The sequence below is a fragment of the Thauera phenylacetica B4P genome (assembly GCF_000310225.1).
Lineage (GTDB): Bacteria > Pseudomonadota > Gammaproteobacteria > Burkholderiales > Rhodocyclaceae > Thauera > Thauera phenylacetica.
The window spans coordinates 1-12103 of the sequence record NZ_AMXF01000123.1 but is presented as its reverse complement, the minus strand read 5'-3'; the positions used below and the strand labels follow the sequence as shown (position 1 = coordinate 12103).

Genomic DNA, 12103 nt, shown 5'->3' with positions numbered 1-12103 from the left:
ACCCGAGCTCGCCGCCGCCCTCGCCCCCTGCCGCGCGCCGCTGCTCGCCGAGATCGTCGGCGCGCTCGCCATCGCCCCCGAGCCGCTCGCACTGCTGCAGCAAGCCATCGCCGCCGAGCCCGCCGCCATGGTGCGCGACGGCGGCGTGATCGCCCCCGGCTTCGATGCCGAGCTCGACGAGCTGCGCGGCATCCAGACCAACTGCGGCGAATTCCTCATGGCGCTGGAGGTACGCGAGCGCGAGCGCAGCGGCATCCCCGGGCTCAAGGTCGAGTTCAACAAGGTGCACGGCTTCTACATCGAGGTCAGCCGCGCCAACGCCGACAAGGTGCCCGACGACTACCGCCGCCGCCAGACGCTGAAGAACGCAGAGCGCTACATCACGCCCGAACTCAAGGCCTTCGAGGACAAGGCGCTGTCGGCCAACGAGCGCGCGCTGGCGCGCGAGAAGGCGCTCTTCGACCAGGTGCTGGACGTGCTCGCCGCGCACATCTCGACGCTGCAGCGCATCGCGCGTGCGCTCGCCCTGCTCGACGGCCTCGCCGCGCTGGCCGAGGCCGCGCTGCGCTACGGCTACGTGCAGCCGCGCTTCGTCGACACCCCAGGCTTGAACATCGTCGGCGGCCGCCATCCGGTGGTCGAGCGCCAGGTCGAGAACTTCATCCGCAACGACGCGCGCCTGGCCGCCACCCGCCGCATGCTGATGATCACCGGCCCCAACATGGGCGGCAAATCGACCTTCATGCGCCAGGTCGCGCTCATCTGCCTGCTCGCCCACGTCGGCAGCTTCGTGCCGGCGGACGCCGCCGAGCTCGGCCCGCTCGACGCCATCTTCACCCGCATCGGCGCCTCGGACGACCTCGCCTCCGGGCGCTCCACCTTCATGGTCGAGATGACCGAGGCCGCCGCCATCCTGCACGGCGCCACCGAGCGCAGCCTGGTGCTGATGGACGAGATCGGCCGCGGTACCTCGACCTTCGACGGCCTCGCGCTCGCCTTCGCGATCGCCCGCCACCTGCTGGAGAAGTCGCGCGCGCTGACGCTGTTCGCCACCCACTACTTCGAGCTCACCCGCCTCAACGCCGACTATCCCGAGTGCGCCAACGTGCACCTGGACGCGGTCGAGCACGGCCACCGCATCGTCTTCCTGCACGCGCTCGAAGAAGGCCCGGCGAGCCAGAGCTACGGCATCGAGGTCGCCGCGCTCGCCGGCATCCCGGCCGCGGTGATCCGCGACGCCAAGCGCCGGCTGCGCGCGCTGGAGAACCGCGAGATCGACGCCGGCCCGCAGGCCGACCTCTTCGCCATGCTGCCCGAACCCGAAGATGGGCCGCTGTCGCACCCGGTGCTGACCGAGCTCGCCGATATCGACCCCGACGCGCTCACCCCGCGCGAGGCGCTCGAGCGCCTGTATGCCCTCAAGCGCCTGGCCGCCGGCTGAGCGGACCACCCCGGATCATCGCCCTGTGCTAATCGCCCCCCAGCGCCCGACGCGTCCACGAGCCTCCCCGTACCCCCCGCTCCTCACCCCTCACCCCTTACGCCTCACACCCCATGAATCCCCCCATCGACATCTCCGAAGAAGCCGGCGTGCGCTACCTGCACTTCGGCTCGGACTGGATCCAGGGTGCGATGCGCATCCGCAAGCCCTACGCGCTTGAGCTCGCCTACACCCGCGAGATGATGGCCGGCCTGCTGCTGCGCGACGGTCTCGCCGCCGACGGCGCGCACTGGCCGCGCAAGGTGCTGATCATCGGCCTGGGCGCGGCCTCGCTGGCGCGCTTCGTGCACCACCACCTGCCGCAGGCGAAGATCCGCGTGGTCGAGATCGCGCCCGCGGTGGTCGCCGCGGCGCGCCAGTTCTTCAAGCTGCCGACGGAGGATGCGCGCTTCTCGGTCCACATCGGCTGCGGCGCGCAGTTCGTGCTCGAGCACGACGAGACCTGGGACTACGTGCTGATCGACGGCTTCGACCGCAACGCCCGCGCCGGCGTGCTCGACACCGAGCCCTTCCACCAGGCGGTGCGCGCGCGGCTGTCAGCGCGCGGGATCATGGCGGTGAACCTTTTCGGGCGCTCGCGCGGCTACAAGGCCAGCCTGGAGCGCATCGTGCGTGCCTTTGATGATCGTGCGCTCGCCTTCCCGTCCTGCGACAGCGGCAACGTCGTCGCCTTCGGCACGGCGGGCGAGCCGATCGAGCGCGGCGTCGATGAGCTGCGCGAGCGTGCCCGCCAGCTGAAGACCGAGACCGGCCTCGACCTCCTGCCCACGGTGACCCGCCTGGAGGCCGCGGGCGGCTTGCCCGGCGGCATGTTGCGCATCTGAGGCGCGGTCGAGCCGGCAGCACCGGACTCCGGCCACACGCCCCCATGGCCAGAACCCGCCGGCCCGCGCTATTGTCTACCCGTTCGGATGCCTGAACTTCCGCAACCCGATAGGCTGTAAATCATGAACACTTTCCTCATCACCCTGCTCGTCGTCGGTCTCGTGATCCTGGGGATGGCGGTCGGCGTCCTCTTCGGGCGCAAACCCATCGCCGGCAGCTGCGGCGGGCTCGGCGCGATGGGCCAGGACTGCGAGTTCGGCTGCAAGAAGCCGTGCTCGAAACGGCAGGCCCGCACGCTGGCGGCGCAGGCCGAACAACAACACTGACTTTCCCGGGAGACATGATGCTCGGTTCCCTGCTCGTCAAGGACTACATGGTCGGCGACCACCTCGCCTTTTCGCCGAACACCGACTTGCTCAAGGCGGTTCATCTGTTGCTCAAGCGCGGCCTCAGCGGTGCGCCGGTGGTCGATGAGAACCAGCGCCTGGTCGGCTTCCTGTCCGAGAAGGACTGCCTCAAGGCGGCGCTCGACGCCTCGTACTTCCGCCGCGACGAGGGCACGGTGGAAGATTTCATGAGCCGCGACGTGACCTCGATCTCGGCGAGCGCGAGCCTGATCGATGCGATCGAGCTCTTCCTGTCCAAGAACTACCGCAGCCTGCCGGTGGTCGAGGGCTCGCGCCTGATCGGCCAGCTCTCCCGCCACGACATCCTCAAGGGCCTCGAGAAGGTCCGTCGCGAGGAACGCTGAAGGTCACCGCGACGGCGCTCCCGCAAGGCCGCGGTCGGTGCCGCGTGTCTTCCGCTCACCCCGCCTGCGCCGGCTCCGCTGCGGGCGGCAGCCACAGGCAGAGGCCCTTGTTCGCCTTCGCGATGTCGGCCAGCGCCGCGTCGTGGGCAGCGCTTTCCTCCGCGCTCGCGCGCAGGACGCGGATCGCCGCGCGCAGCACGGGCGCGCCCTCGCTGTCGGATTCGCGCGGCGCGGGCTCATCGTCGAGCCCGATCATCAGGCTCTCCTGACCACGCGTCATCGCCAGGAAGACCTCGGCGAGCAGCTCCGCGTCGAGCAGCGCGCCGTGTAGCTCGCGGTGCGCGTTGTCGATCTCGTAGCGGTCGCAGAGCGCGTCGAGCGAGGCCTTCTTGCCCGGGTTCTGCTCCTTGGCGAGCTTCAGCGTGTCGATGACCCCGGCGCACAGCACGCCCAGCCTGGCGCGCCCGAGGCGGTCGAGCTCGGCGTCCAGGAAGCCGACGTCGAAGCTCGCGTTGTGGATCACCAGCTCGGCGTCGCGCACGAAGTCCTCGAAGTCGGCGACGATGTCGGCGAACTTCGGCTTGTCGGCGAGGAACTCCTCGGTGATGCCGTGCACCGCCACCGCCTCGGCGTCGATGCCGCGCCCGGGGTTGATGTACACGTGGTAGTGGCGGCCGGTGAGGCCGCGGTCGAGCAGCTCGACGCAGCCGATCTCGATGACACGGTCGCCGTTGCGCCAGTCGAGGCCGGTGGTTTCGGTGTCGAGGACGATCTGTCTCATTGCCGGCAGCTCCTCAGCAGTCCACCGCGGCGCCGGACTTGCGCACCGCATCCACGCCGCGGCGCGCGAGCGCGTCGGCGCGTTCGTTCTCGGGGTGGCCGTTGTGGCCGCGCACCCACAGCCACTTCACCTGGTGGCGCGACGCCGCCTCGTCGAGCGCCCGCCACAGGTCGGCGTTCTTCACCGGCTCCTTCGAGGCCGTCTTCCAGCCACGCGCCTTCCAGCCGTGGATCCACTCCGAGATCCCCTTCTGCACGTACTGGCTGTCGGTGTGCACCCGTGCCGCCACCGGGCGCTTGAGCGCCTCGAGGGCACGGATCACCGCGAGCAGCTCCATGCGGTTGTTGGTCGTCGCCGGCTCGCCGCCAAAGATCTCCTTCTCGTGCGGGCCGGAACGCAGGATCGCGCCCCAGCCGCCGGGTCCGGGATTGCCGCTGCAGGCGCCGTCGGTATAGATATCCACTTCTTCCATCGCTACTGCATGTTCCTCGTCGAGCCGTCGCGCTGGGCGACCGGCGAAAGTCGTTTGGCCACGGCCTTGCGGCCGCGCCAGTGGGGGGTGATCAGCCGCATGCCCTGCACCCGCTTGATCCCGTGCAGCAGGTAGCCCGCCCCCAGCACCGGCCACCAGCGCGAGCCGGCGCGATCGATGCAGCCCCAGCGCTCCAGCCACCGCGGCGTGCGCAGCGGCGGTGCGTAGCAGCCGAAGCGGCTCTCCTGGATCTCGAAGCCGAGCAGGTTGAGCCAGTCGCGGATGCGCATCGCCGAGCGGTAGTGGCCGCTCCACGGCGGCTCCGCACCACGACGCGCGAGCACGCGGCGCAGGCCCCACAGGCTGAGCGGGTTGAAGCCGCTGATCACCACGCTGCCCTCGGGCACCAGCACGCGCTCGACCTCGCGCAGCACCCGGTGCGGATGCGCGGAGAACTCGAGCACGTGCGGCAGCAGCACCAGATCGAGGCTGCCGGTGGCAAACGGCAGCTCGTACTCGCTGCAACGCAGGTCGCGGCCTTGCGGGCCGCAATTGATCCGGCGCGGCATGCGATTGGCGCGCAGCAGCTCGAACCCGGGCAGGCCGAGCTGCACGGCGTGATAGCCGAAGAGGTCCGCCACCAGCCGGTCCAGCCCGTCCTGTTCCCAGTCGAGCAGGTAACGCCCCTGCGGGGTCTGCAGCCATTCCTCGAACCGGAGGATTGACATCGGCACTCAGGTCCTCACAATTCGCGGGATGGACATTATCCCTATTCCCGCCTTCCGCGATAACTATATCTGGCTCGTCCACGACGGCCGCCATGCCCTGGTGGTCGATCCGGGCGACGCGACCCCGGTCGAGGAAGCCCTGCGCGAGCACAGACTCACGCTCGCCGCGATCCTGGTCACCCACCACCATCCCGACCACACCGGCGGCATCGGCGCGCTGGTGGCGAGCCACCGCGTGCCGGTGTACGGTCCCGCGGGCGAATCGATCGCGGGCGTCGTCCATGGCGTCGTCGACGGCGACGAGATCCACCTGCCCGCGCCCGCCATCGCGCTGCGCGTGCTGGAGGTGCCCGGCCACACCGCCGGCCACGTGGCCTATGTCGGCATGGACATCGAGCCCGGCCTGGTGTTCTGCGGAGATACGCTCTTTTCCGCCGGCTGCGGCCGGCTCTTCGAAGGCACGCCGGCCCAGCTCGGGCACTCGCTCGCCCGCCTGGCCGCGCTGCCCCCCGACACCCGGGTGTATTGCACCCACGAATACACGCTGTCCAACCTGGCCTTCGCACGCGCGGCCGAGCCCGACAACGCCGAACGCGATGCCTGGGCCGCGCACTGCGAGGCGCTGCGCGCCCGCGGCGAACCCACCCTGCCGAGCACCATCGCCCGCGAGCGGGCGATCAACCCCTTCCTGCGCTGCGAGCAGCCCGGGGTGATCGAGGCCGTCGCCGCGCATGCCGGCAGCCGCCCGCAGGACGCGCTCGAATGCCTCGCCGCGCTGCGTGCCTGGAAGGACCGCTTCTGAGCCCCGATGACCTCTTCCGCTTCTTGTGCCGCCCATCCCCGCGGCAGCCGCAGGCGTGGCCCGCTGCTGGCCGCCTGCGCCCTCGCCCTGGCCGTCCTCGCCCCGCCCGTGGCGGGCCAGGACAAGGCTCCTGACTCGCTCCCGGCCACCTCGCTCCCGGCCACCTCGCTCCCGGCCACCTCGCTCCCGGCCACCTCGCTCCCGGCCACCTCGCTCCGGCTCGGCGACGCGCCTGACGGCCTGCTGTCCGCGATACCCGCGCCAGAGACGGCGCGCGTGCTCACGCTCGACCTCACCCGCGACGCCAACGACATCTGGGACCGCATCCGCCGCGGCTTCGGCATGCCCGACCTCGACAGCCAGCGCGTGATGGACCAGCAGGGCTTCTACCTCAACCGCCCGCGCTTCCTCAAGCAGGTGTTCGAGCGCGGCGGGCGCTACCTCTACTACATCGTCGACGAACTCGAGCGCCGCGGCATGCCCACCGAGATCGCGCTGCTGCCGATGGTCGAGAGCAGCTACAACCCGATGGCCTACTCGCGCGCGCACGCCTCCGGCCTGTGGCAGTTCATCCCCTCGACCGGCAAGCACTACAACCTTACCCAGGACCACTGGGTGGACGAGCGCCGCGACGTGATCGCCTCGACGAACGCCGCGCTCGACTACCTGCAGCGCATCTACGAGATGCACGGCGACTGGCACCTCGCGCTCGCGTCCTACAACTGGGGCGAAGGCGCGGTGCAGCGCGCGCTCAAGCGCAACGCCGAGAACGGCCTGCCGCTCGAATACGAGCACCTGCGCATGCCCGACGAGACGCGCAACTACGTGCCCAAGCTGCAGGCGATCAAGAACATCGTCTCCGAGCCCGAGCTCTTCCACTTCGAGCTGCCCTACGTCGCCAACGAGCTGCACTTCGTCAGCGTCGAGGCGCCGATCGGCGTGGACCTCGCCACCGCGGCGAAGCTCTCCGGCATGCCGCTGGACGAATTCCTCGCCCTCAACCCGAGCTTCAACCGTCCGGCGGTAACCACGCCGGGGCAGACCTTCATCGTCCCCACCGACCGCGCCGAGCAGCTGCAGCAAGGCCTCGCCGAGCTCGACGAGGAAGACGGCGAATGGCGGATGCACGTGATGGCCGCGGGCGAGACCCTCGAGGCGGTCGCCGCCCGCCACGGGCTGAGCTCGGCCGAGCTACGCAAGCTCAACGGCCTCGGCCCCGGCAGCCAGCCGGGCGAAGGCTATTCGCTGCTGGTGCCCGACGGCATCGATCCGGACGGCGCGCTCGAGGTGACCAGCCTGCTCCCGCTCGCCGCCACGGCCGCCCGCCAGCCCGGCCTCAAGCTCAGCACCACCAAGGCCCGCAGCGGCGAACCCCGCCTCAAGTCGCCCAAGCCCAAGCCGCGCCCCGGCGAAAAGCGCTCCGCCAAGCGCAGCAAGAAGCGCTGATCTTCGCACCCCTTTGCAGGAGAGCAGCCCGTTCGCGCCTGCCGGCGCTCCTACAGAAAGCCGACCTCATCGCCGCGACCACCCCATGTAGGAGCGCCGGCAGGCGCGAATCCGGCGACGAAAAAAGCGCCGGCGCATGGACCGCAGCCCGTTCGCGCCTGCCGGCACTCCTACAGAAAACCGGCCGCATCGCCGCGACGACCCCATGTAGGAGCGCCGGCAGGCGCGAATTCGGCGACGAAAAAAGCGCCGGCGCATGGACCGCAGCCCGTTCGCGCCTGCCGGCACTCCTACAGAAAACCGGCCGCATCGCCGCGACGACCCCATGTAGGAGCGCCGGCAGGCGCGAATCCGGCGACGAAAAAAGCGCCGGCGCATGGACCGCAGCCCGTTCGCGCCTGCCGGCACTCCTACAGAAAACCGGCCGCATCGCCGCGACGACCCCATGTAGGAGCGCCGGCAGGCGCGAATTCGGCGACGAAAAAAGCGCCGGCGCATGGACCGCAGCCCGTTCGCGGCTGCCGGCGCTCCTACAGAAAACCGGCCGCATCGTTGCGGCCAATCCGTGCAGGGGCGTTCCAATCAGTGACGGGTGAGCGGCCAGTGGCAGCGCACGCGGTGGCCCTGGCCGAGGTCGGCGGGCTCGGGATAGCGGATTCGGCATACGTCGGTCGCGTGTGGGCAGCGCGGGTGGAAATGGCAGCCGGCCGGCGGAGCGAGCGGGGAAGGCAGGTCGGCCATGATCGTGCCGGGGGGCGTGGAATCTGCGCCGGGGCTTTCCGCTGCCACCACCGCCCGACCGGTCACCTCCCGACCGGTCACCTCCCGACCGGTCACCTCCCGACCGGTCACCTCCCCACCATCCGCCGCCTCACCACCGGCCACCTCACCACCAGCCGCCTCGACGCGGCTCGAACCACCCACGGAGACGCCCCCATCCGGCACCGCCCCATCCACCCCCTCGATCCGCGGCACCGCCGCGAGCAGCGCGCGGGTGTAGGGGTGGGCGCGCACGCCGAGCACGCGTTCGATCGGGCCCTCCTCGACGATGCGGCCGAGATACATCACCGCGACCTCGTCGGCGAGGTATTCCACCACCGCGAGGTTGTGCGTGATGAACAGGTAGGCGAGGCCCTCCTCGCGCTGCAGCTCGCGCATCAGGTTGAGCAGCTGCGCCTGCACCGAGACGTCGAGCGCGCTGGTGGGTTCGTCGCACACGATCACCCGCGGCGACACCGCGAGCGCGCGCGCTACCGCGATACGCTGACGCTGACCGCCGGAGAACTCGTGCGGATAGCGCCAGCGCATCTCCGCCGACAGGCCCACACGCTCGAGCAGCTCGGCCACGCGGGCCTGGCGCGCGCGGTGGTCGGCGCCGATACCGAGCGCGACGAGACCCTCCTCGATGATCTCGCCCACCCGCATGCGCGGATCGAGCGAGGCGAAGGGGTCCTGGAACACCATCTGCACCGCGCGCCGCAGCGGCTGCAGGGCCTGGACCGGCAGCGTGTCGTAGCGCTCGCCGTCGAGCCATAGCCGGCCCGCGGTGGGCTCGATCAGGCGCAGCAGGGCCTTGCCCACGGTGGTCTTGCCGCAGCCCGACTCGCCCACCAGCGCGAGCGTGCGTCCGGGCTGCAGGCGCAGGCTCACCCCATCGACCGCCTTCACGTAGCCGACGGTGCGGCGCAGGAAACCCTTGCGCACCGGGAAATGCACCGCCAGCTCGGCGACCTCGAGCACGCTCTGCGCCGGACGCGCCGCGACCGTGTCGACGGCGCCGGCGAGGGTGGCCACGAGCGGGCGCGGCACCGCCACGCCTTCGTACAGATGGCAGCGCACCGCCTGCACGCCGACCGCGTGCCAGGCCGGCGCCTCCTCGTCGCAGCGGTCGAAGGCCGCCGGGCAGCGCTCGGCGAAGCGGCAGCCGGGGAAATGCCGATCGGGCCGCGGCACGCTGCCCACGGGCGCGTCGAGCGCGCCGCCGCGTTTGGCCGCCTCGGGCAGCGCGGCGAAGAGCTTGCGCGAATACGGATGCAGCGGCGTGGCGAAGAAGGCCGCGCGCGGGCCGGTCTCCACCACCTGGCCGGCGTACATCACCCCCACGCGGTGGGCGACGCGCGCCACTACGCCGAGGTCGTGAGTGATCAGCAACATCGCCATGCCCTCGCGCCGCTGCAGCGCGGCGAGCAGGTCGAGCACCTGGGCCTGAATGGTGACGTCGAGTGCGGTGGTGGGCTCGTCGGCGATCAGCAGGCGCGGGCGGCCGGCGAGCGCGATCGCGATCATCACGCGCTGCTTCATCCCGCCCGAGAACTGGAAGGGAAACTCCTGCAGCCGGCGCTCGGGGTCGGGGATGCCCACCGCGGCGAGCAGGCGGCAGGCCTCGGCGCGCGCCGCCTCGCCGCGCAGGCCGTGGGCGGCGAGCACCTCGGTGATCTGCGCGCCCACGCTCATCACCGGGTTGAGGCTGGTGGACGGCTCCTGGAAGATCATGCCGATGCGCCCGCCGCGCACCCGCCGCATCGCCGCCTCGGGCAGCGCGAGCAGGTCCTCTCCACCCAGGCGCACGCTGCCGGCGGCGATGCGGCCTCCGTCGGGCAGCAGGCGGGCGAGCGCGAGCGCGGTCATCGACTTGCCGCAGCCCGATTCGCCCAGGAGCGCAAAGGTCTCGCCTGCGGCGATGGCGAAATCCACCCCGTCGACCGGGCGGACGTCCTCGCCATCGCTGCGCGCGATCGCCACCCCCAGGCCTTCGACGTGCAGCAGCGCCGCGGTCGCGGCTTCAGGGAGATCGGCGGGGAGCGGAGCGTTCATGCGCAGGAGACGACCCTCGAGGGGCCCCAGCAGGTCGAAGCGAAGGGACGCGGACGGCTTCTGCCGCGCACCGCGGCGCCACATGAGCCGTCCACATGTCGAAAGGGCCGCTTGCGCGGCCCCTTGCAGACATCTGCAGGATCAGTGGTGGTGGTGCCCACCGGGGCCATGCACGTGGCCGTGGGTGATCTCCTCGGCGCTCGCCGCGCGCACCTCGGCGACGGTGACGTCGAACACCAGCGCCACGCCGGCCAGCGGGTGGTTGCCATCGACCACGACCTTGCCGTCGGCGATGTCGGTGATGCGGTAGATCATGTCTTCCTCGCCGTCCTCGGAGACGCGCTCGAAGCTCATGCCGATCTCGATGTTGTCCGGGAAGAGCTTGGCGTCCTCGACCAGGATCAATTCCTCGTCGTAGTCGCCGAAGGCGTCTTCGGGCTGCAGCTTGACCTGCAGCTGCTCGCCGACCTTCTTGCCGTGCAGGGCCTCCTCCAGCAGCGGGAAGATGCCGTCGTAGCCGCCGTGAAGATAGACGAGGGGGTGCTCGCCGTCGTCGATCACCGCGCCTTCGGGGTCGCGCACGGTGTACTTCAGCGTCACCACGCTATTCTTGACGATTTCGTTTTGCATTCCGGGGTTCCAGTTCCTTGACCAGTTCGAAAACCGCGGCGGCGTGGCCGCGGGGTGTCACATCGTAGAGCGCGTGGCGGATCCTGCCCTGCTTGTCGATCACGAAGGTCGACCGCCGCACGCCCATCTTCTTCATCCCGTCGACTTCGCGCTCCTGCCATACGTTGTATAGCCGACACACCTCGGTGTCCGAATCGGAGAGCAGGCGGATCGACAGCCCTTCCTGGTCGCGAAACTCGGCGTGAGTGAGACAGTCGTCCGGACTCACGCCGACCACGATGCAGTCGTAGCGGGCGAACTCGTCGTCGTGGTCGCTGAAATCGGCGGCCTGACGCGTGCAACCCGGGGTCTTGTCGCGAGGGTAAAAGTAGAGAACGACATTGTGCTTGCCGGCCGCCGACGCGAGGTCGAAAATTTCCATGTCGGCATCCGGCAACGAAAACGCGGGGGCGATGTCTCCGCTCTGCAGCATGTGTTCTCCCTGATGTGGCCCGGATTCTAGCCGAGACCCCAGGCGAACACTACCGCCGGGACCGCGGGCTTGGGACTGGTCGAGCATGGGGGCCTTCCTCCCTTTTCCTGGTCGTCGTGTCGGGTGCCGCCAGCCGACACCTTGTGCAACGAATAGCCCAGATCGGGGCCGTACTCAAGTCGCAGCGCACCATCGTTCCGCCTTTCCTGGAGACCGCCAGCATGTCCCGGCCCCATCCGAACGCCCCCGCCAAGCGCCCCGCCAGCATGCGCGCGATGCAGCTCGAACGCCCCGGCGAGGCCCTGCGCGCGGTGCATCTGGCGGTGCCGCACCCCGGCCCCGGGCAGGTCCTGCTGCGGGTGGAGGCCTGCGGCGTATGCCGCACCGACCTCCACCTCATCGACGGCGAGCTGCCCGACCCGGTGCTGCCGATGATCCCCGGCCATGAGATCGTCGGCCGCGTGGTCGAGCCCGGAGCAGGCGTCACGGACCTCGTGCCGGGGCAGCGCATCGGCGTGCCCTGGCTGGGGTGGACCTGCGGGCATTGCGGCTTCTGCGAGAGCCACCGCGAGAACCTCTGCGACGCGGCGCGCTTCACCGGCTACCAGATCCAGGGGGGCTACGCCGAATACACCGTGGCCGACGCGCGCTACTGCTTCCCGCTCGACGAGGCCCTCGACGCCGCCGAGGCCGCGCCGCTGCTGTGCGCCGGCCTCATCGGCTACCGCGCACTGGAGATGGCGGGCGAGGCGCACCGCATCGGCCTCTACGGCTTCGGCGCGGCCGCCCACATCATCGCGCAGGTGGCGGTGTGGCAGGGCCGCGAGGTGTACGCCTTCACCCGTCCAGGCGACAGCGCAAGCCAGGCCTTCGCCCGCCAG

The 12103-nt window shown here is 70.5% G+C and carries 13 protein-coding genes; 7 read left to right on the top strand and 6 right to left on the bottom strand.

What is annotated here, in order from left to right; all coding sequences use genetic code 11:
• The 4 genes from mutS to C667_RS14600 form a co-directional block, all read left to right on the top strand.
• Window positions 1-1441 (top strand): DNA mismatch repair protein MutS (mutS, locus tag C667_RS14615; RefSeq protein WP_004367240.1); only part of this gene is annotated, 1441 nt, incomplete at its 5' end.
• Window positions 1442-1554: 113 nt separating this feature from the next.
• The gene (locus C667_RS14610; RefSeq protein ID WP_004367237.1) at window positions 1555-2325 is read left to right on the top strand and encodes a fused MFS/spermidine synthase; all 771 of its coding nucleotides are present in this window, start codon (window positions 1555-1557) and stop codon (window positions 2323-2325) included.
• 123 nt (window positions 2326-2448) lie between these two features.
• On the top strand, window positions 2449-2652 hold the full coding sequence (gene nqrM / locus C667_RS14605) for a (Na+)-NQR maturation NqrM (protein ID WP_004367234.1): 204 nt from the start codon (window positions 2449-2451) through the stop codon (window positions 2650-2652).
• A 14-nt stretch (window positions 2653-2666) separates the two neighbouring features.
• Complete coding sequence (locus C667_RS14600; protein WP_004367231.1) at window positions 2667-3077, top strand: CBS domain-containing protein; 411 nt, start codon at window positions 2667-2669, stop codon at window positions 3075-3077.
• Window positions 3078-3132: 55 nt separating this feature from the next.
• Here C667_RS14600 and dnaQ read toward each other — a convergent pair whose 3' ends face one another.
• From dnaQ to C667_RS14585, 3 genes are read right to left on the bottom strand one after another with little or no spacing between them, the layout of a single operon-like run.
• On the bottom strand, window positions 3133-3858 hold the full coding sequence (gene dnaQ / locus C667_RS14595; protein ID WP_004367228.1) for a DNA polymerase III subunit epsilon: 726 nt from the start codon (window positions 3856-3858) through the stop codon (window positions 3133-3135).
• A gap of 13 nt (window positions 3859-3871) precedes the next feature.
• The gene (rnhA, locus tag C667_RS14590) at window positions 3872-4330 is read right to left on the bottom strand and encodes a ribonuclease HI (protein WP_004367226.1); all 459 of its coding nucleotides are present in this window, start codon (window positions 4328-4330) and stop codon (window positions 3872-3874) included.
• A gap of 2 nt (window positions 4331-4332) precedes the next feature.
• Window positions 4333-5058 (bottom strand): methyltransferase domain-containing protein, encoded by a 726-nt coding sequence (locus C667_RS14585; RefSeq protein WP_004367224.1) that lies wholly within the window; start codon window positions 5056-5058, stop codon window positions 4333-4335.
• Window positions 5059-5086: 28 nt separating this feature from the next.
• Here C667_RS14585 and gloB point away from each other — a divergent pair, with 28 nt between their 5' ends.
• Together gloB and C667_RS14575 are read left to right on the top strand one after the other, a co-directional pair.
• On the top strand, window positions 5087-5860 hold the full coding sequence (gene gloB / locus C667_RS14580) for a hydroxyacylglutathione hydrolase (RefSeq protein ID WP_004367223.1): 774 nt from the start codon (window positions 5087-5089) through the stop codon (window positions 5858-5860).
• A gap of 6 nt (window positions 5861-5866) precedes the next feature.
• The gene (locus C667_RS14575; RefSeq protein WP_004367221.1) at window positions 5867-7306 is read left to right on the top strand and encodes a transglycosylase SLT domain-containing protein; all 1440 of its coding nucleotides are present in this window, start codon (window positions 5867-5869) and stop codon (window positions 7304-7306) included.
• Between the two features lie 582 nt (window positions 7307-7888).
• Here the strand turns inward: C667_RS14575 and C667_RS14570 are convergent.
• The 3 genes from C667_RS14570 to C667_RS14560 form a co-directional block, all read right to left on the bottom strand.
• Window positions 7889-10120, bottom strand: a complete 2232-nt coding sequence (locus C667_RS14570; RefSeq protein ID WP_051174678.1) for an ABC transporter ATP-binding protein — start codon at window positions 10118-10120, stop codon at window positions 7889-7891.
• 141 nt (window positions 10121-10261) lie between these two features.
• Window positions 10262-10750, bottom strand: a complete 489-nt coding sequence (locus C667_RS14565; protein ID WP_012585468.1) for an FKBP-type peptidyl-prolyl cis-trans isomerase — start codon at window positions 10748-10750, stop codon at window positions 10262-10264.
• Window positions 10725-11222, bottom strand: a complete 498-nt coding sequence (locus C667_RS14560; RefSeq protein ID WP_004367216.1) for a peroxiredoxin — start codon at window positions 11220-11222, stop codon at window positions 10725-10727. The genes C667_RS14565 and C667_RS14560 overlap by 26 nt, the downstream gene beginning before the upstream one ends.
• Before the next feature lie 221 nt (window positions 11223-11443).
• Here C667_RS14560 and C667_RS14555 point away from each other — a divergent pair.
• The coding region (locus C667_RS14555; RefSeq protein ID WP_004367215.1) for an alcohol dehydrogenase catalytic domain-containing protein at window positions 11444-12103 on the top strand (660 nt) is incomplete at its 3' end.

Excerpts from the sequence above, each read along its gene's own strand:
- C667_RS14565 (WP_012585468.1), bottom strand. The coding sequence starts at position 10,750 with ATGCAAAACGAAATCGTCAAGAATAGCGTGGTGACGCTGAAGTACACC.
- C667_RS14610 (WP_004367237.1), top strand. The coding sequence starts at position 1,555 with ATGAATCCCCCCATCGACATCTCCGAAGAAGCCGGCGTGCGCTACCTG.
- rnhA (WP_004367226.1), bottom strand. The coding sequence starts at position 4,330 with ATGGAAGAAGTGGATATCTATACCGACGGCGCCTGCAGCGGCAATCCC.
- C667_RS14560 (WP_004367216.1), bottom strand. The coding sequence starts at position 11,222 with ATGCTGCAGAGCGGAGACATCGCCCCCGCGTTTTCGTTGCCGGATGCC.
- nqrM (WP_004367234.1), top strand. The coding sequence starts at position 2,449 with ATGAACACTTTCCTCATCACCCTGCTCGTCGTCGGTCTCGTGATCCTG.
- dnaQ (WP_004367228.1), bottom strand. The coding sequence starts at position 3,858 with ATGAGACAGATCGTCCTCGACACCGAAACCACCGGCCTCGACTGGCGC.
- C667_RS14585 (WP_004367224.1), bottom strand. The coding sequence starts at position 5,058 with ATGTCAATCCTCCGGTTCGAGGAATGGCTGCAGACCCCGCAGGGGCGT.
- C667_RS14570 (WP_051174678.1), bottom strand. The coding sequence starts at position 10,120 with ATGAACGCTCCGCTCCCCGCCGATCTCCCTGAAGCCGCGACCGCGGCG.
- gloB (WP_004367223.1), top strand. The coding sequence starts at position 5,087 with ATGGACATTATCCCTATTCCCGCCTTCCGCGATAACTATATCTGGCTC.
- C667_RS14575 (WP_004367221.1), top strand. The coding sequence starts at position 5,867 with ATGACCTCTTCCGCTTCTTGTGCCGCCCATCCCCGCGGCAGCCGCAGG.
- C667_RS14600 (WP_004367231.1), top strand. The coding sequence starts at position 2,667 with ATGATGCTCGGTTCCCTGCTCGTCAAGGACTACATGGTCGGCGACCAC.